Annotated in this window: 13 protein-coding genes; all 13 read right to left on the bottom strand. The window is 28.8% G+C overall.

Annotated elements, in window-relative coordinates:
* Positions 1–77: 77 nt before the first annotated feature.
* The 13 genes from ACQPUY_RS06535 to ACQPUY_RS06475 all read right to left on the bottom strand — a co-directional run bounded on the left by ACQPUY_RS06535 (position 78) and on the right by ACQPUY_RS06475 (position 20,500).
* Entirely contained in the window at positions 78–4,235 is a 4,158-nt protein-coding gene (locus tag ACQPUY_RS06535; protein ID WP_430840339.1) for a beta-N-acetylglucosaminidase domain-containing protein, read from the bottom strand.
* Positions 4,236–4,456: 221 nt separating this feature from the next.
* Positions 4,457–4,648, bottom strand: a complete 192-nt coding sequence (locus ACQPUY_RS06530; RefSeq protein WP_430840338.1) for a hypothetical protein — start codon at positions 4,646–4,648, stop codon at positions 4,457–4,459.
* Between the two features lie 224 nt (positions 4,649–4,872).
* On the bottom strand, positions 4,873–5,484 hold the full coding sequence (locus tag ACQPUY_RS06525) for a sugar transferase (protein ID WP_430840337.1): 612 nt from the start codon (positions 5,482–5,484) through the stop codon (positions 4,873–4,875).
* A 291-nt stretch (positions 5,485–5,775) separates the two neighbouring features.
* Entirely contained in the window at positions 5,776–7,536 is a 1,761-nt protein-coding gene (locus ACQPUY_RS06520) for a sensor histidine kinase (RefSeq protein ID WP_430840336.1), read from the bottom strand.
* Positions 7,508–9,070: a response regulator transcription factor gene (locus tag ACQPUY_RS06515; RefSeq protein WP_430840335.1), complete on the bottom strand. Its 1,563-nt coding sequence runs from the start codon at positions 9,068–9,070 to the stop codon at positions 7,508–7,510. Before ACQPUY_RS06515 ends, ACQPUY_RS06520 begins: the two co-directional genes overlap by 29 nt.
* A 67-nt stretch (positions 9,071–9,137) precedes the next feature.
* A complete protein-coding gene (locus ACQPUY_RS06510) occupies positions 9,138–12,197 on the bottom strand; it encodes a glycoside hydrolase family 2 TIM barrel-domain containing protein (protein ID WP_430840334.1) in 3,060 nt (1,019 codons plus the stop codon).
* 73 nt (positions 12,198–12,270) lie between these two features.
* Positions 12,271–13,116 (bottom strand): carbohydrate ABC transporter permease, encoded by an 846-nt coding sequence (locus ACQPUY_RS06505; RefSeq protein ID WP_430840333.1) that lies wholly within the window; start codon positions 13,114–13,116, stop codon positions 12,271–12,273.
* Complete coding sequence (locus tag ACQPUY_RS06500) at positions 13,109–14,005, bottom strand: carbohydrate ABC transporter permease (protein WP_430840332.1); 897 nt, start codon at positions 14,003–14,005, stop codon at positions 13,109–13,111. The genes ACQPUY_RS06505 and ACQPUY_RS06500 overlap by 8 nt, the downstream gene beginning before the upstream one ends.
* 227 nt (positions 14,006–14,232) lie before the next feature.
* Positions 14,233–15,543, bottom strand: coding sequence for an ABC transporter substrate-binding protein (locus ACQPUY_RS06495; RefSeq protein WP_430840331.1), 1,311 nt, complete (start codon positions 15,541–15,543; stop codon positions 14,233–14,235).
* 326 nt (positions 15,544–15,869) lie between these two features.
* Positions 15,870–16,859, bottom strand: coding sequence for a galactofuranose ABC transporter, permease protein YjfF (yjfF, locus tag ACQPUY_RS06490; protein WP_430840330.1), 990 nt, complete (start codon positions 16,857–16,859; stop codon positions 15,870–15,872).
* Positions 16,816–17,901, bottom strand: coding sequence for an ABC transporter permease (locus ACQPUY_RS06485; RefSeq protein WP_430840329.1), 1,086 nt, complete (start codon positions 17,899–17,901; stop codon positions 16,816–16,818). Before ACQPUY_RS06485 ends, yjfF begins: the two co-directional genes overlap by 44 nt.
* A 1-nt stretch (position 17,902) precedes the next feature.
* Positions 17,903–19,417, bottom strand: a complete 1,515-nt coding sequence (locus ACQPUY_RS06480; RefSeq protein ID WP_430840328.1) for a sugar ABC transporter ATP-binding protein — start codon at positions 19,415–19,417, stop codon at positions 17,903–17,905.
* Between the two features lie 96 nt (positions 19,418–19,513).
* Positions 19,514–20,500 (bottom strand): ABC transporter substrate-binding protein, encoded by a 987-nt coding sequence (locus ACQPUY_RS06475; RefSeq protein WP_430840327.1) that lies wholly within the window; start codon positions 20,498–20,500, stop codon positions 19,514–19,516.
* Positions 20,501–20,743 lie beyond the last annotated feature (243 nt).

The following is a 20,743-nucleotide window of genomic DNA, read 5'->3' as shown; positions in this document are numbered from 1 at the left end:
AAACTATTTCAATGAATTTATTATCATTTTTGTAAATTATCTATTAGCTTTATAATTAAATCCCTCCTCAAAAAAAATTATAACTTTGCCTTCTTTCTTCCTATTATTATTCCCCCTCCAACTAATAACAATCCAAAAATTATTAATTGAACTGAAGCTATAGTATCTCCTGTTCGTGGTAAACTGTCATTATTATTTTCTCCCCTATTATTTTCCCCAGTAATAGTTTCTTCCTTATTATTTTCTCCATTGCTATTCTCTTCATTATTAGGTTTCTCATCATCTGGATCTTCTTTCTTAGGCTCGTCCCCTTTAACTACTAAATTATTTATTGATTCTTTTAAATTATTAGTAGATATTTCTATTTCAGCTTCGCTTACTTCATTATTGCTTAACACTTCTATAGCTTTTTCTAAAGCTATTTTAAATTTATCAACAGAATCCTCTGTATATTTTGATTGATCTATTTTATTAGCTTTAATTATTAATTCTTCTAACTTATCTTTATTAGGTACCAATCTTAAATCAAGATATGCTTTTACTAAGCTTTCATAAATTTTAGATACTTCCTCTTCCATTGCATTTTCATCAACTATTACCTTATTAGCTTCATTAAGTTGAACTTCTAATAAAGACCAAGTAGACGGCTTATATTTATCTTTCTCTAGTGCATCTATAATTTTAACAAGCTTTATGAGTTGAGTTTTATCACCCTTTTTAAAATCTAGCATATGAATTACCTTAACTAACCTCTTCATTACTGTATCCACTTCTTCTTGCGTTGCATCTTCTTTAGCTAAAATTAATTTAGCTTCTTCTAATGCAGACTCAAATTCATTAACTACAGTTGGAACAACATTTTCAAGTCCTCCATTTGCTTTTACTTCTTCTGCATACTCTATAACTATTGCTATAGCTGTCTTATCACTTTCTTCAATGTTATCATCCTTAAGAATAAGGTTTTCAATTGCCTCTAGGATATCTTCTTTTAATTTATATACATCCTCTTGTGATGCACTTTCATCATTTAATAATGTTTTAGCATTTTCAATTAAAGCAATTAATATTGCTGTACTTTCATCTGTATAATCCTCTAAATTAATAGCCTCAGCTTGTTCTACTACTGCTCTTAATTCATCTTTATTTACTTCTGAAACTGCTTCTTTAGTTATTATTTCATATATCTTTGGAGCAGGATTTGAAGAGCTAAAGGTCACTTTAACTTCAAGTATTTCTTTATTAACTGATATCGTATTAAATTGCTTATCAAGTCTTCCTATTTCAATCCAATTTCCTTCTAAATCCTTAACACTTATAACAGCATTACTTATATTGTTATTATCTTGTAAAAACAATAATTCTTTAATATTTGTAATTCTTGACATTTTATATACAAAAGCATCTCCATCATTAACCGTTTCTGATTGAAAAGCTGTTGATAAATCTCCATCATATAAATAAGCAAAATTCCCTTTTGGAGTACCTTCAACTAATGACACTGAATCATCATCAATCTCCGCTACTGTCTTATTAATTTGAAATTCACAAAGTTGCACCCAGAATCCATCATTTTCTCCGTTAGCTTGTATTTTTATATACCTTGCCATTTTACCTTCTCCATTAACAGAAGCAAGTTTTTTACCATCCTTATCAGTGTATTTTAATTCTCCAAGAGAAGTCCATGATGATCCATCTGCTGAAATCATAAACTCAGAGTTTCTCATATAGTCTTGTCCATTGAAATAAGCATTTATGTCATATACAGGTATATTTTTTCCAAGGTCAAGCTGAATATAATTTCCTTTGCCCGTTGCCTTATCTGACCAATATTTAGTCTCAAGATTTCCATCTAATGCATTTTCTATTACATAGTCTTGATAGATTCCTATATTTTGAGATATTGTTGGATTAGCTTTATATACCGGATTTACTTGAAGATTTTCTATGTTTAAAGTAATAGCCTTATCTAAACTATTTAAAGCTCTAATAAATGTTGCCTCTATAACAGAATTAGATTTTAATGAATTATCTTCAATTGCTGTTTCTAAACTTTTCCACTCAATTCCATTTAATGAATATTCAATAGTAATACCTTCATATTTATCTGCATTAAATTTCACTTCCCTTAACTTCATAGCCTTAGGAAGTGCTATTCCAATATAATCACCTTTATCAAGCTTAATATTATTAATACCTTTAAGTGAGTAATTTCCCCCAGATGCTTCTACAGTATTACTTAATACATCAGCTATAGAACTAATTACCTTTGGTTCATAATTAACTAAAAACGATTTAGAAATAACAGCTTTAGAATCCCTAATAGATTCTTGTACTAATGGTTTTAATCTCTTTGACCCTACTGATACTACATACTCTTTAATAGCTCCATCTTTAACCCTCTTAACCTTAAATGTATTCATTAAATCTAAATTTTCTTGCGCTACTGAATTATAATTAAGCCAATTTTCTATATCTCCATTTTCTGCAGCAATTAATGCTTCCATAGAAGCAACACCAGCTTCTCCTAATGCCTTATATGCATTTAAAAATGGTTCTAATTCATCAAGTAAATTATCATTTGCAACCTTAGATACAATACTTTCATAATCTGAAACCATTGTATTAAATTCATCTAATAATACCTGTGCTGATTGTTTTATATTTTCATTATTTTCAATAGCACTTTTTAAGGTATCTATCTTTTCTGTTAAATACCAAGATTCATCATATTCAAAAGTCCCACTAGCTCCTCCATCATCTTTTAAGTAAGAAGTATTTGAAGCAAACCTCATAAATTCCTCTTTAACTTCTGGTACAAGATTTTCGATTGAGCTCTCCCAACTTTTCATATAGTCAAAAGTATCTGTGTTCCATGTATAATCTGCTATACTATACAAGGCAACCTTTGATGCTTCTGCTTGATTCATTGGATTAGAGAAAAAGCCAGAAACATTATCAAGGTCCTGATTTAAATTATGCAGTGGTGCCATTAATATTCTACTATCACAATAATCATTTACAGGATAGTTCCACCAAACTGCTAAATCCTTATTAACTCCAGTTCTTATCTTAGGCCATTCAAATACCTCTTTTGAAACATTAGACATTGTTGCATGACCAGTCCACATTACTTGTATATCATTATTCAATGTTTCCATGAATGGTTTGAAATACACATTCATATTAGGTCCCCAAGCTGAATTATATCTTGCTGATACAACTATCATTGGAGAAATATCACCCTTTGCTTTAATAAATTCAGTATCTATTTTATTAATCCATTCTGCTTGTTTTTTACCATTAGTCCAATCATCTGTATCATCAAATAATACTCCAAACTGACGTACACCTAAGCTATATAACTGCTCAAATTTATTTATAAGTGCTTGATAGTCTTCATCTGTAAATTTAAGAGTGGCACCAGGATGTACCGTCCAACAGAAATTAAAATTATTATCTTTTCCAACCTTTGCAAGTTCTGCTATCTGGCTTGCCTCATCTTCCGGATATAATTCTTTCCAACTTTGCCTATGATACGGATCATCTTTGGGAGCATAAATATAAGTGTTCATCTTAAACTTACTTGTATCCTCCATAAGACCTAATCTCTCTTCATGACTCCAAGGCTCCCCATAGAAACCTTCTATAAATCCTCTAAACTCAATTTCTGGATAATCAGAAATATTAACTTCTGCAAATCTCCCCTCAGATGTTGATTGCTCTAATATCTGACCTAAAGTTAAAACTCCATAATAGGCTCCATCTTCATCAGAACCTACAATTGATATATTTCCTTTTATATTTTCATCATCACTTGCTTTAAGAATATAAGCTTCTTTTTCACTTAAGACCTGATTTTCATCTAAAACCCCATAACTTTCATAATTGTTTTTATCTGAAGATACAATAATATTGGCTACTCCATCTAAGGCTTCATCTGATATTGAATAGTCTATATTATTTTTTTCTAATATTTCTTTAAGTTTTGTAATAGTAGCTTCCTCTTGTTCTCCCCTAATAACAACATTAACTTCTCCTTCTAATTTCATCCCCCCATCAGATAAATAATTTATATTTTGAGGTACTGGATAAATATCTGCTTTAACTCCTGGTGCTTCCCACTCCGTACTATCTTCTGCATTTGTTACTGTAGTTGATAATGTAGACATAATTATAGTTATTGCACAAGTAGTAGCTATAATATTTAAAATCTTTTTCTTTAATTTCCCTCCCATTTTAATCCTCATTTCTCCCTTCATTTTAAATAATTAATAATAAAATTGTTAAGAAATTGTATTACTCACCTCCTTTAAAAATTAAAGTATAGTAATTAAATATAAAAATGTTAAAAAAGATAACTTTTATATTGATATGTTATCTTATGCCTAAGAAAGATAATAAATTACTTGCAGAAATTATATTAGTATCTTTTAAAGTGAATCTCGTTAATAAAGATTTATCTTCTAAACATATTTAATCTTTTTATTGTATAATGTCTGATTCCTATACTTTTAAATTCATGGAGTAACTCACCTCCAGAACTTGCAACAATAACTTTATTCTTATTTTTAAGCTCCTTGCAAAGCTTTAAGATGCACTTAGTATCATCAGTTAGATGTAAGGAATTATTAATATATAAAATATTCAAGCTGCACCCCTTCTTTATATAATTAATATTAAATAGTCTAGGATTTTAAAATATCTAATTTTTAATATACTTAAATAACGAAACCCAATAAGTGAAGCCTTCTAAAAACTATCAAAATTATTCTTTAACATATTTTTATTAGGCCTCATTAGAGAATTTTACAAGAGATCTATTCTTTTCCACTATTTTTTCATATTTACACAATTATTTTCTTATCTTTATTACTAATAAGCATTCTTATCCCCGAATAATACTAAAAATGTTTTAAATATCAGTTTTATATCCACTAAAATACTCATTTCATTTGCATATTTGATATCAAGCTCCATCCATTCATGAAAGCCAATACTATTTCTTCCAGACACTTGCCAATAGCATGTAAGACCTGGTTTTACTTCTAATCGCTTTAACATCCAAGGTTCAAAACTTTCTACTTCCTTTGGAAGACTTGGTCTTGGTCCAACTAAACTCATATCACCCTTTAAAACATTTATTAACTGTGGTAATTCATCTATACTTGTCTTTCTTATAAAGCTGCCAACTCTCGTTATTCTAGGATCACTCTTAATTTTAAACATAGGTCCTGACATTTCATTTTTATCTTCTAAATTCTTCTTAAGGTCTTCTGCATTTTCTACCATAGATCTAAATTTATAAATTTTAAATTCTTTTCCATTTAAGCCTACTCTCTTTTGAGAAAAAAGTACTTTTCCCTTAGATTCTAACTTTATTAAAATTGATACTACTAATAATACTGGGCTTAACAAAACAATCCCCATTATTGCCCCAAATATATCTAGCGTTCTTTTAAAGATTGAATAAACAATCCTTGACATTACTACACCCCTATTCTTAAGTTTTCTTATCTAATTTCATCATTATATTTATATTTTATAAAAATTATAATTCCGTTATAAATTTATACAATTTTAGCGTAATTTTTTCTTATATATTCTATGATTTAAAATAAATTATGTTACTATAAAAATCCTATTCTTATATATTTTGTTATTTGATTAAATATGCCTAAATTTCATCACTGCTATTTATAAATTAATAAAAAAGAAAACAAAAAGGACCCTTTCACAAGTCCCCTTAAAACATTAATCTAACATTAAATTTGCTCTCTAGAGTTTACCTTTGGGAATCACTATAGTTATGGTAGTTCCCTTATTTAATTTACTCTTTATATCTATTCCATAGTTACTTCCGTAAATTAGCTTAATTCTACTATCAACATTATTAATACCTATACCACTAAAATGTCTATTTTTATTTTCCTTTTTTTCTTTTACTTCATCCAGCTTTTCTTTATCTATTCCCATACCATTATCATATATTTCAATCTTTATATTATCTGTATCATATTCTTTAATAAATACCTGGATTTCTCCCTCTTCTTCAGATGGAAATGCATGAAAGAAGGAATTTTCTATAAAGGGTTGAAGTATTAGTTTAGGAATTAAATATTCATAGCAATCAGGCATTATAAAATACTCTACCTTTATTCTATCTCCATATCTTATATTATTAATTAGTACATAATTTTTTAAGTTTTCAACTTCTTGTTCAATAGTTACAAATTCATCAGTCTTACTAATAGTATTTCTGATCATATTAATAAAAGCATCTATTGCATTTATAGACTTATCTTTACTTCCTTGCCAAATAAGCCATTTTATACTAGATAAAGTATTAAATAAATAATGAGGATTTATCTGCATTTGAAGAGCATGTATTTCTGCTTTTCTCTTTTCTTTTTGGACTTTAACTAATTCATCAACATAGGAATTTATATCTTTTATCATATAGTTATATGTGGATGATAATTCCTTTACTTCTTCTGCTCCACTAACCTCTATATATTCATCAAAATTTCCGTTTCTTACATTAGACATTTTTTCTGTCAATAAATATAAAGGTTTTGTCATTTGCCTTACTAGAAAAAATATACCTACTAAAATACATAATGTTATACCTGTACAAATAAAAGAAATATTCTTAATGTCATACATCTTTCCTAAAGCCTTATGATTATCTACAGTTCCACATATAGTTAAATTACAATATGGTAATCTTTGAATAAATATTGTATCTCCATTATCATCATAACTTTTACTTAACTCTTTACTTTCAATTAACTCATTAATTTTATCTCTAAAATCCTCTTGAGTTTGTCCAATGTTACTCTTCTTATTTGAAGATAAAACTAAATTATTTTCATCTAATAAAACTATATCATTTATTTCTAGTGTAAAATAATCATAAAACTTTTCAAAATCTTTCTCCTTAATAATAAAATATATAACTCCATAAGGCTTATCATCTTGCAAATTCAAAGCCTTTGAAATAACTATTACAGGGCTATCTTTAGTTGTAGAAGTTATTCCCTTTTCAATATATTGATATGTTATTGTTTTATTATTTTCAAGGGAATTCTTACTTATATCTAAATCTAGTATTTCCTGTGAATTCATAGTTAAAGGTTCTGAACTATTTAAATATGTTTTTCCATTTAGACCAACTACTAATACACTCACATTATATGTATTAGATTCTAATGCTGATTTTAACTGTTTTTTAAACTCAAAAATACTTTTTGATATTTCTTTTGTAGATAAATTTGTTTCACCAAAATATGTTCTAAAAGCCTTATGAGAATTTACTGAATCTATTACCTTAACTATTTCACTATGAAAATCAAAAATTTCATCATTTACCTGATCAAAGATTTTCTTTTGAGAATCTCTATAGTTATCTGTGAATATTCCCCTTGAAATATTTATTGTAGTATAACCTACAGAAAGTGAAACACATACTACTCCAATAACTACTACACATAATATTTTAAAGAATAAACTATTTAACTTCAGCTTCCTTTTCACCATCTACCACTCCCTGAACGCACATTAATCTTCTGTAGCTACTTGGTGTATATCCTGTAATCTTTTTAAAGACTCTACAAAAATAGCTATGATCTGAATATCCAATCATTGAACTAATTTCAGATACATACCTTTTATTTTCTTTTAATAATTCACAAGCCTTTTCTATCCTAATTCTATTTAGGTATTCTGAAAAACCTTCCTTACAATGATTGTTAAAATAATAAGACAAATAATAATAGTTAAAATTAAAAGCCTTAGATATATCACTTAATTCTAATGCTTTATCATAATGCTCCTCTATATACTCTAAAATTTCACTTATCCTATCCTCTTCTAAGTTTATATTCTTATTAACAAACTCTTTAAGCTCCAAAATTATATTATTAATTTCAGTTTTAAATTCCTGCAAATATTGGATTTTATCTATCTTTTTAAAATAGTTTTGTCGCAATTCCTCCGCTTCTATATCATAGGTTTCTAAACTTACTATTAAGTTATATAATAAGTTTTTAACTAAATTTTTCAGTTTATATTCATCCATATTACATTCTATTGCTGTATCAATATATGTCTTAATTAAATTTATTGCAGAGGTAAAGTCTTTTCTTTTTATTAAAGAATTGTACTTATGAAAATCAAACTTTTCTAATTTACTTTCTAGAACAACAGTATCCGTATCTAGAACTATTTTATTTTTATAATAAAACTTTTGAGATAAATAAGGTATAACTTTTTCATTATACATTTCTCTAACCTTATTTATATTATTAAACTGTGGAGTAATAACAAAAAATATATTTTCTTGAACAATATTGTTTTCCATATATTTTTCAAGCTTACTAACTATATTCTTATCTTCACTAATCTTATAATTAATTAAGTATAATAAGTTATCTTCATTAATAATAAACTTAACAAAAATAAAGTTATTATTTATAAAAAACTCCTTACTAACCCGTTTTACTTCCTTTAAAATTTCTCTATTCTTCCCATAAGCTTGTTTTATACTAGTTCCAAATAACCTAAAACATGTATTTGGAAAAACACTGAAAAAGCTATTACTATCTATGCTATCATCAAATCCAAGAATATATCTTTCAATAATATTGCTGTAATAATCATCTTCATCTTTAAATATTTCTAATCCTGGAATTCTATCAACTGCCTTATTTAATGTAGCTAAAAGCTGACTTGGACTTAAGGTTGGTTTTAAGATATAATCTACAGCTCCACTTAGAAGTGTATCCTTTACATACTCAAAATTATCATAACTACTTAAAATTATAATTTGAACTTCTGGATATTTTCTTTGAATTATTTTAGAAAAATCAACACCATTTAATATAGGCATAACTATATCAGAAATAATTATATTAGGTTTTAAAACCTCTATTAGTTCTAAGGCTTCTTGACCATTAGTTGCCTCACCAACTATTGTAAATCCTTCCTTCTCCCATTCAATCATATGCTTCATGCCTTGACGCATTATAAATTCATCTTCAACAATTAGAACCTTACAATAATTTTTATTCATCAAACCACCCCGCCAATTTTTACCCCAGTTGAGCAAACCTTACTTCAACTGGGGTGTATTTTCCCTTTTATAACTTAGATATTATAAAGCTTAAATCTATACTTTCTGTAGATGGAATTGTGAATTCCTCATGAACCCGAGCTCCCCAGCTATCATCTCCACCTACACCCATTTGTTTTGCAATTATTCTAACCCATGTATAATTAATCACTGGTAACTCATATATGTGCATTGCATTTTCTAGTTCATAAGCACTATATGGTAAAACACTTATTTCAAATGGTTTATCAATATAACTGAATCTAAGTCCTTTTTCATTTTCGCCCTTTATTTTTAGCCACCTAACTTCTGTTCTATTCCCACATTCTTGAGGTATTAAATATCTTGATAAATTATTTTTAGCTGTATTTTCAAATACTCCTAGTTTTGCTCCATTATTACGATCAATATAATTTTCTTCTGGACCATACCCATAATATTCAAAATTACATAATTCTTTTTTGAATTTAAAATCCATTGAGTATAAAGGAATCTCCGATAAACCCTCTACCCCTTCATAATGAATATTAACTTTTATATTGCCATCTGCTGTAACATCATATTTAACTGTATTACTAGCTTTAATACTTGTTGGCATCTCAAATTTATAAATTAAAGTTATTTCATTATCCTTTTCTTCATATTTAAAGTCTACTAATTTTTGATGTAGCCCTGCTATTTGCCAATCTGAAGTTCTAAAATTATGTCCATTTCCCCTATCATTGTCTGTAGTAGCTCTAAAGAAAGATGTCCTTGGTGCTCTTGTAATATACTCTTCTCCATTATAACAAAGAGAAATTAAACCACCTTCTTGAATTGAAAATATCATTTTAAAGTCCTTACCTACAACTCCTATATTTACATCTCCATGAATTACTTTTAAGTTATTATCCTCTAAAGCTCCCTTACAACCTTTACATTCATTAGAAGTAATATTATATATAGATTGTCCAAAAGCTACTTCATGCCCATTTTCTCCCCATAATTCATCTTTATTTATCCTCATAGATATATTGTAGCTATATTCACCAAAACTTTCAATTAATGGATAATGTATAGTTATATATTTGCTTTCTCCTGGTTTTATATCTATATTATCTAATTTTTCTTCAAATATTTTTTTCCCCTCTTTTTCAATATAAGCTATAAAGTCATAATCTTTTGTTCCTATAAATAAATTATCATTCTTAATAGTAACCCCATTTCTATCTGGCATTATCTTAACATTAGAATAAAGATATTTAACTTCTTGAGCCTTTGGAGATATTGTTCTATCTGCATAAACTATTCCATCTGTACAAAAACAATAATCTGTTGCCCTATCATCAAAGTCACCGCCATATGCTAATGTCTTTACTCCATTTCTGTCTATTTCTATAGCTTGATCAATATAGTCCCAAATAAATCCCCCTTGATACATTTGGTATTTATCCTCAAGATCTGTATAAAGCTTCATTCCTCCACAAGAGTTTCCCATAGCATGCATATATTCACAACTAATATATGGTTTCTTAGGATTACTATTTAAATATTCTTCTATATCCTTAGGCTTAGCATACATTCTACTTTCCATATCACTAGCATCATCAAACTCTCTATTCCAAAAGACACCTTCATAATGAACTAATCTTGTATCATCCTTCTTATGGAAGTGCTTTGTCATGGCTAAGATATTTTCTCCTGCATAAGATTCGTTTCCACAAGACCAAATTAAAATAGATGGATGATTTTTATCTCTTTGAAGCATTGATTCAGCCCTGTCAATTACTATTTCTCTCCATTCTGGTAGTGAACCAGGAACATTCCATTTTGGATCACAAGCCCCCATCTTTTGCCATGAACCATGACTTTCTAAATTAGCTTCATCTATTAAATAAATTCCATACTCATCACAAAGGTCATACCATAAACTTTGATTTGGATAATGAGATGTTCTAACTGCATTAATATTATGTTGTTTCATAAATTTTATATCCCACAACATTTCTTTTTCAGTTATTGCACGACCTCTTTTGCTACTAAATTCATGTCTATTTATACCTTTAAAAACTATTCTTTTTCCATTTATATGCATAATATTATTTTTCAATTCAAAAGTTCTGAACCCAATCTTTTGTGGAACTATCTCAATTAACTTATTATTTTCATCTAAAATTTCAATATATAAGGTATATAAATAAGGATTTTCAGCACTCCAAGACTTTACATCTTTAATTACAGTATTTAAATTTATTATTGTTTTTTCAGAATTAATATTTCCAAAGTCATAAACTAAATTATCTTCCCTATCTTTAAGATAAGACTTTATTTGAAAATTTTTATTTTCATTAGACGCAATTAATTCTAAATCAATATTTAACTTACCATTTTTATAACTTTCATCTAATAATGATTTTATAAATATATCTCTTATATGAATTTCTGGTATTGCATATAAATATACATCTCTAAATATACCTGAAAATCTCCAAAAATCTTGATCTTCTATCCAACTTGCACTACTTCTTTTATATACTTCAACAGCTAATTTATTTTCTTCATCTTCTTTAATATAATTTGTTATTTCAAATTCTGATGGAGTAAAAGTATCTTCACTATATCCAACAAACTTTCCATTAATCCATACATAAAATGCCGTTTCAACTCCTTGAAAAGATATAAAAGTTCTCTTTCTCTTTAATTCATCTTTTACTTTAAAATACTTTACATAACTTCCAACTGGATTGTATTCCTTTGATATATATGGAGGTCTAAGTTCTTCTACTCCATCCCAAGGATACATTGTATTAATATATTGACATTTATCATAGCCTTGCATTTGAATATGCCCTGGTACATTTATATAATCAAAATTACTACAATCATAGTCTTCTTTATAAAAGTCCTTTTCTCTTCTATAAGGATTAATAGCATAAGAAAACTTCCACTTACCATTTAATTTTTGCCTAAGTGGAGTATCATGTCCTAATGACACCTCTTCAATACTTTCATAATATAAATGATCCGAATGAGCATCTATTCTATTTATCTTAAATACTTCTGGATCTTCCAACCATTCTAAGGTTGGCTTAATTTCTGTTATTATCATTTTAAAACCTCCTAAAAATACTTAATCCCCCGAAATCCTTTTTCAAGGATCCCAAGGGATCAATTAATTTCTATTAACCCTTTACTGATCCTGTCATACCTGCTACAAAATGCTTTTGCATTAAAAAGAATATTATTGCTGTTGGTAACGTTGCTATAACAACTGCTGTCATTATTATACCATAATCTGGTGTATAAGATGAACCTAATGCTGATATAACCAATGGTAATGTTCTCTTTTCTGGTGATTGTAGAGCAATAAGTGGCCATAAATAACTATTCCAACTTGCCATAAAGGTTACTATTGTTGCTGCTGCATAAGTTGATTTCATTGTTGGCATATAAATTTTAAAGAAAATCCCAACTTCACTAAGTCCATCAATTCTTGCAGCTTCAATTAAATCCTTAGGAAAGCTTTTTGTATTTTGCCTAAAGAAAAATATTAAGAAGGCAGTAGCAATTGAAATAATTATTACTGAGCCATTAGTATTTATTGATATTCCCTTTAATGGTCCTATACTATTAAATTTACTAAACAATCTAAACAAAGGAACCATTAAAGCTGCAAAAGGAACCATCATAGAAAGTAATATAAAATTAAATACTTTCTCTCTAGTTTTGCTTTTATAAACTTCAAATGCATATCCTGCTAATGATGAAATTATCATAGCTAATACTGTTGTAATAACTGCAATTACTAAAGAATTTTTAAAGGCTATGGTATATTTTAAATCTGATGCTAATAAATTCTTTAAATTCTGTATGAAATAAGTTCCCGGAATTAAAGTCCCTCTTGTTACATCTACAGACTTATTAGTAGTTGCAATTATCATCCAGATAAATGGAAAAATTGAAACAAATGATAATATACTTAAAAAAGCATATTTTAGAAAACTTATTATGCTAAATTTTTTAGTCATTCTTATCACCTCCTGCTTTCAATTGAATAAAGGACAATACTACTATTATTAATACTATTACATAAGATATTGCTGCTGCATATCCGAAGTTTGGTGAGTATTTAAATAATAGATTATAAATATATTGTGAAATAGTTATAGTTGCATTAGCCGGTCCACCATTAGTAATATTCACAGTTTCATCGAATAATTGTAATGTACCAATTGTAGAATTAATAGTTGTAAATAAAATAATAGGCTTTAATAATGGAAGTGTTATACTTTTAAATTTCATAAAAGCACTTGCTCCATCTATTTCCGCTGCTTCATATATTGAATCATCAATAGATTGCATTCCTGCTAAATAAAATACCATATTATATCCTGTCCATCTCCATGTTATTGCTATAATTATAAGAATCTTTGCCCAAATAGGATGTGTTATCCATGCTATTGGTTCTGCAATTAAGTTTATCTTCATTAAAAATACATTTATAAATCCATCTGTAGCAAATAAACTTTTAAAAATTATAGAATAAGCAACTAAAGATGTGACACAAGGTAAGAATATTGCTGTTCTAAAAAATCCTCTTGCTTTTAATTTTTTATCATTTAATAATGCAGAAATAGCAAGAGCTAAAATTATCATAATGGGAACTTGAATTATTAGATATAGGATTGTATTAAATAATGCCTTTTTGAAAGTTGAATCTGTAAGTAATCTTTTATAATTATCTATCCCAGCAAAGCTTAAATTATTACCCATTCCACTTTTCAAGGATATAATAAAAGCTTGTACCATAGGATAAAATACAAAGGCTGTTACTAAAATTATACTTGGTAAAATAAATAACCATGCTTTTCTGTCTAATTTACGTTTTAATGATATATTTCTACTGCTATTTTTCAACCTTATTTCCCTCCTTAGAAAAGAAATAGCTATTTACTAATTTCTCTTTTAATAAATAGCTATTTTTATTATTTATGAATTTATAAAGAAATTATCTATTATCCCTTTTCATAATTCCGAATGAAATGAGGAATTATTACTTTCCTTCAGCTATGAAGTGTTAAAATATCGTAGCAGAGTGACTTGGAGCTTGCGATGGAACACTGATATGATATTTTAATACTTTTTTATTGAGCAACTGCTGATTCAATTTGAGTTTGGAAGGTTTGTAATGTTGAATCAATATCAGCTCCACCTAAGACAGCTTGAATAGCTTCTGTCATAATGTCTTCAATTGCATAAGTGTGTAAGCCATAATTTACTGAAGGTACTTCACTTGTCCATTTAGCAAGATCAGCAAATACTTCTTGTCCACTAAAGAAATCATTTGCTTTTGAATAGTTAGATGCTTCAGCTGCTTTATTTAAAGTACTAACTAAAGTTATTGAGTCTGCTAAGTCATTCATTAAATCTACATTTGATGCAAAGGTCTTACCTAAGAAATCTACTGCCATATCTGTATTTCCAACATTCTTAAGTACATACCATCCACCTCCACCTATTGAAGATGCATTAACTGAATCACTATTAGCACTCATCTTTGGAAATGAAGCTACAGCCCATTTTCCACTTTGATCTTCTGCCTTCTTAATTGAAGGTGCAATCCAGCAACCAGTAACTACTGATGCAACTTCACCATTATTAAATGCTCCAACAAATTGATCCCAATCAGCAACTTGCTTTACAGCTCCTGATTCCGATAAATCTTTATAAACCTTAATAGCATCTTTTAATGCTTTATTATCTGCTATAGAAACTTTTCCATCAGCATCTGTATACCATGCTCCAGCACTTTGTAACATCATTCTGATTTGTCCTAAGTCACTTGGATCTAATGTACACATATCAACTCCAGTTTTTTCTTTAACAGCTTTTCCAATTTCAATATATTTTTCCCAAGTTAAGTCTTGCATATCTTCTTGAGTATAACCAGCTTGCTCTATTAAATCTGTTCTATAAAACGTTGCTGCAACTCCACTATCAAAAGGTATTCCGTATAATTTTCCATCTATATAGTTAACACCAGTTTTATATTCTGCGAAATCATCCGGATTAGCTACTGAAGATAAATCTGCAAATTCATCTTGATATGCTGTTAAATATCCTTGTATTTTGTAATCTTCAATTAACACAATATTAGGAAGCCCTTCATAAGATCCTGATGATAAGCTTGTATTTAATTTTGCAACTATATCATCTTGAGCCATGGTTACAACTTCAACTTCTGCATCTGGATTATCCTTTAAATATATCTCCTTTGCTTTATTTGCTGCCACTATATTAAATGATTCATCCCAAGCCCATATAGTAATTTTATTACTTCCAGTATTAGTCGTAGTATTATCATCCGTTCCACCCGTTGAATTTCCACCACAAGCAACTAGTCCAAAAGTCATTGCTGCTGCCACCAAAATTGATGCTATTTTTTTAATTTTCATTTATACCCCTCCATATCAATATATAATAATGTAAATTACCAACAAAATAACTTATTAGTGTTAGTATTTACAAGTCTTTTGTAATGCTTTACACCTTCTATAATTATATTACCATATGGAGTTATAATTAATTTAGAAAATTATTGATTAAAACTTTTAATATTTTTAGATTATAATTCTAATTTTACATAAAGTTTATAATATTTTTAGATATTTGGATTATTTTTAGATATTTTTTCTCATATAAAAGAACTCATAGGATTATTACTTCCTTCGAGTTCTTGTTATTTTAAAATTATTTCCCATATATATTAGAAATATTAAAATTATGCTTTCTTATCCTTCATAATAATAAATACTCGTTGCAATATTATAAATAAACACAAAAGTGCAGCTATAACAATCTTTGTCCACCAAGAGCTTAAGGTTCCTTCAAAGGTTATTATTGTTTGTATAACGCCCTGTGTTAATACTCCAAGTAAGGTTCCAAATACATACCCCACTCCACCTGTTAGCATTATTCCCCCTATTACAGCTGATGCAATTGCATCCATCTCTAATCCAACTGTATGTTGTCCGTATCCTGATAACATATAAAAACTAAATACGACACCAGCAAGAGCTGAACAAAATCCACTTAATGTATAAACCAAAATTTTTGTTCTATCGACAGGTAGTCCCATAAGCCTTGCAGATTGTTCATTTCCACCTATAGCATATATGGTTCTTCCAAACTTTGTATACTGTAAAATATATATAGCTAATACCAAAACTACTAAAGCTATAACTACACTCCATGAAATAAAACCATTACCAATCTTAATTCTAGCCTGACTTATTTTTGCATAAGTTTCATTGCTAATAGTTATGGTATCTATACTTACAAGATAGCATAACCCCCTAGCCAAAAACATTCCTGCTAAAGTTGCTATAAATGGCTGAATTTTAAATTTAGTAACCAAAATTCCCATAAATGTTCCAAAAATACACCCAATTATAAGCATAAGTATAATAACAACCCAAGGATTCCATCCCTTATTTTCAAGCAGATATGCAGATAGCATACATACAAAAGCAATTACAGCTCCAACAGATATATCAATACCACCAGTAATAAGCACAAATGTAACTCCAATTGCTGTTATAAGCAAAAATGCATTATCAATAAATAAATTTAAAAATGTTTGTAATCTAAAGAACCCATTATATTTAAAAGTTCCAAATGCACATAACACTAAAAATAGAACTATTGTTACTAAAATAGGCAAGTATTTAGTTTGTAATATTTTGTTTTTCAACACTAGTAAGTTTTTCACTATTAGCCCCCCTCTTCTTATCAAACAAATTCCTAAAGATAGCTCTAAATTCTTCTGATTGTAATAAACAAATAGTTATTACAACTAAAGCTTTTACAACTAAAGTTACTTCAGGTGGAACACCAAAAGAATAGATTGTAGTTGTTAGACTTTGGATAATTAAAGCTCCAACTATACTACAAGGAACAGAAAACTTACCTCCTGACATTGAATTTCCTCCAATAGCAACAGCTAAAATTGCATCAAGCTCTATATATAAGCCTAAATTATTTGCATCAGCACATTTAATATTAGAGCTTAATAATATTGCTGCAATACCTGCGCATAAACCTGATATTGTGTAAACAGCAACCTTAATCCAATCAACTTTAATTCCAACATATTTACTTGCTGTAGAGTTACAACCTGAAGATTCTATAAAAAGTCCAAATGCAGTTTTCTTAACAAGAAGCATAATAACTAAAAGACAAGCTGCCACTATATACACAGAAAATGGTAATCCAAAGAGATATCCTCCTCCAAAGAAGAAGTATGGCTTATAATAAATTGTAATAATTTGAGCCTTTGTTATAAGCTGAGCTATTCCTCTACCTGCAACCATCAATATCATAGTTGCAATAATTGGTTGTATCCCTATCTTCCCTATCAATACTCCATTCCAAAAACCAAGAAGAGAAGCTAATACTAACCCAATTATAATTGCTAATGGCATTGGAATTAAACTAACATATTCTTGAACCCCATCTACAAATGTCATCTGTCCACCAATTAAACTTGCTACTACAGCTGCTGTAATTGCTATTACAGATCCAACCGAAATATCTGTACCAGCTGTTGCTATTACAAGAGTTAATCCTATAGATAAAATCATTAATGGAGCTCCTCTATTAATAATATCTATTAAACTTCCAAATAAATGACCATCCCTCATTTCTATTTTGAAAAAACCTGGGGTGAAAAATAAATTAAATAATAAAACTAAAAATAGTGCCACAAGAGGCCAAAACACCTGATGTTTTCTTATACTTTTTAATGCATTCATCCTACTTACCCCCTGCTATAGTATTCATAATAATATTACTTTCTAAGTCTTTACCTATAAGTTCTTTAATTTTAATTTTATCTCTTAAAACTATTAATCTACTGCAAGTTCTAAGCATTTCATCTAATTCTGAAGAAATAAATATTACTGAAATCCCTTGTTTTGCTAAATCTAATACTAATTTTTGAATTTCAGCCTTTGTCCCAATATCTATTCCTCTTGTAGGCTCATCTAAAATTAGAAGCTTTGGCTTTGTTAATAACCACCTTGCTAAAATAACTTTTTGTTGATTACCTCCACTTAGCTCCTTAACAAGTTTTTCTGCTGATGGAGTCTTAATGTCTAATAACTTAATATATTCTTCTGCAATTTTCTCTTGCTCTTTAATTGGAATATATTTAAACCAACCTTTCTTTACTTGAAGAGCTAACATGATATTTTCTCTTATAGATAGATTAGGTATTATTCCTTCTCTTTTTCTATCTTCAGGGCAGTATGCAATTTCATTTTTCATAGCTACTAAAGGATTGTCCATTTTCTTCTTTTTATTATTAATAACTATTTCTCCTGTATCAGCCTTTTCTATTCCAAATAATAAATTAACAAGTTCAGTTCTACCAGAACCTAATAATCCAGCTAACCCAAGTACTTCTCCTTTATAAATAACTGTATCAAAAGGCTTTATAGAATTTCTTTTTCCTAAATTTATTGCCTCTAATAAAACTTCTCTTTCATTTTCACTATTTATATTCTCAACTGGCTTGATATTAGAATTTATCTCACCATAATCTTTTCCAATCATTTTTGCTACTAATTGAACCTTTGATAATTCGCTAGTTTTATATTCTCCAACTAACTTTCCATTCCTTAAAACTGTGATAGTATCTGTAATTTCATATACTTGATCTAAAAAATGAGTAACAAATATTATTCCTATACCTTGAGATTTCAAATTTTTCATTATTTCAAACAACTTTTCAACTTCTTTTTCATCCAAACTTGCTGTTGGTTCATCTAAAATTAATATTTTAGCTTCAATATCAACTGCTCTTGCAATTGCAACCATTTGTTGAATAGCAACAGAATAACTATCTAGGCTCTTTGTTACATCGATATCTATATTTAGCTTTTTCATAGCTAAAATTGCTCTTCTATTTATTTCTTTCCAATTGATTCTGCCAAACTTCATAGGCTCTCTTCCAATAAAGATATTTTCTGCCACTGATATGTTACTGCATAAGTTTACCTCTTGATATACCGTGCTTATTCCAAGCTCTTGAGCTTCGTATGTTGATTTTGGATTTATTTTATTTCCTAAGAAAGCAATATCTCCACTATCTAGCTTTTCAACTCCTGTTAATACCTTAATTAAAGTTGATTTTCCTGCTCCATTTTCACCCATTAGTGCATGTATTTCTCCACTTCTCAAAGTAAAATTAACTTTATCTAATGCCTTTACTCCTGGAAACTCTATACTTATATTTTTCATTTTAAGTAATACATTTTTTTCTTTCATTGCTACATCTCCTTTTTTTAGATTTAACATAAGCTGTTGCAAGTATAAATTTTTCTATGCAACAGCTCACATTAAATTAAAGAAAATTAATCTAAATTAATACTTTCTATTTGGAAGGTCTTGTGCTGCTGTGTCTTGTCTAAATACACCCTCTTCTGATGGAATATACTTAGTAACATCTTTGCCTGCAACTATATCTTCACAAACATCAAAGAATTGTGGTCCAAGTAGTGGGTTACATTCAACTGTAACATTTAATTTACCAGCTATCATAGCTTCAAAAGCACCCTTAACTGCATCAACTGAAACAATTTTTATATCTTCAGCTGGCTTCTTACCATACTCCTCAATAGCTTGTATAGCTCCTATTGCCATATCATCATTATGAGAGAATAAAGCATCAATATTTTCACCATCAGACTTTAAGAAAGCTTCCATAACTTCTTTTCCTTTAGCTCTTGTAAAATCACCAGTCTGAGACTTAATAATCTTAATATCAGGATACTTTTCATTTAATCTTTCTAAGAATCCTTCTTGTCTTCCAACAGCTGCTGAAGATCCAACAGTTCCTTGAAGTTCAACTATGTTTCCCTTTGAATCTATTAATTTAGCAAGCTCATCTGCTGCCTTTCTTCCTTCTTCTACGAAGTCAGAACCTAAATAACAAGTATAAAGATCTTCTGAAACATCAGCTTTTCTATCAACTAATACTAATGGAATTCCTGCATCCTTAACTTCCTTAAATACAGTTTCCCATCCAGATTCAACAACTGGAGATACACCTATAACATCTACCCCTTGAGCTATAAAAGAACGAATTGCCTTTATTTGATTCTCTTGCTTTTGCTGTGCATCAGAGAATTTCAATTCTATTCCTCTCTTCTCAGCTTCCTCTTTAATAGAGTTAGTACATGCAGTTCTCCATTCGCTTTCTGCTCCTAATTGTGCATAACCTACGACAATTTTATCTCCTGAAGTATCTCCACTTCCCTCGCCTTCAGCTTTATTCCCCCCACTAGAACATCCAATAGAAAGAGCCATTGCTCCAGCTAATACTAATGATAATAACTTTTTAAATTTCATTTTTAATCCCCCTCATAAACTTCTTTGATTACGATTACAATTAGATTTTAATATTTTTTACAGAAAATGTATTTATAATAAAAAAGTATAATTTATAAAATTCTGCACAACCAAAATAAAAAACAAGTAAATATGTTATATTAGTTGCTCCGTCGCAAGCTCCAAGTCGCCCTAAAATAACATATTTACTTCTAAAAACTGAAGGTAATATTTCATAAAGAGTAAAAAAGATTGATTACTTAA

Source organism: Clostridium nigeriense (genome assembly GCF_050585245.1).
GTDB lineage: Bacteria > Bacillota > Clostridia > Clostridiales > Clostridiaceae > Clostridium > Clostridium nigeriense_A.
The sequence above is the reverse complement of the archived record's forward strand: the minus strand, read 5'-3'. Positions and strand labels throughout refer to the sequence as shown.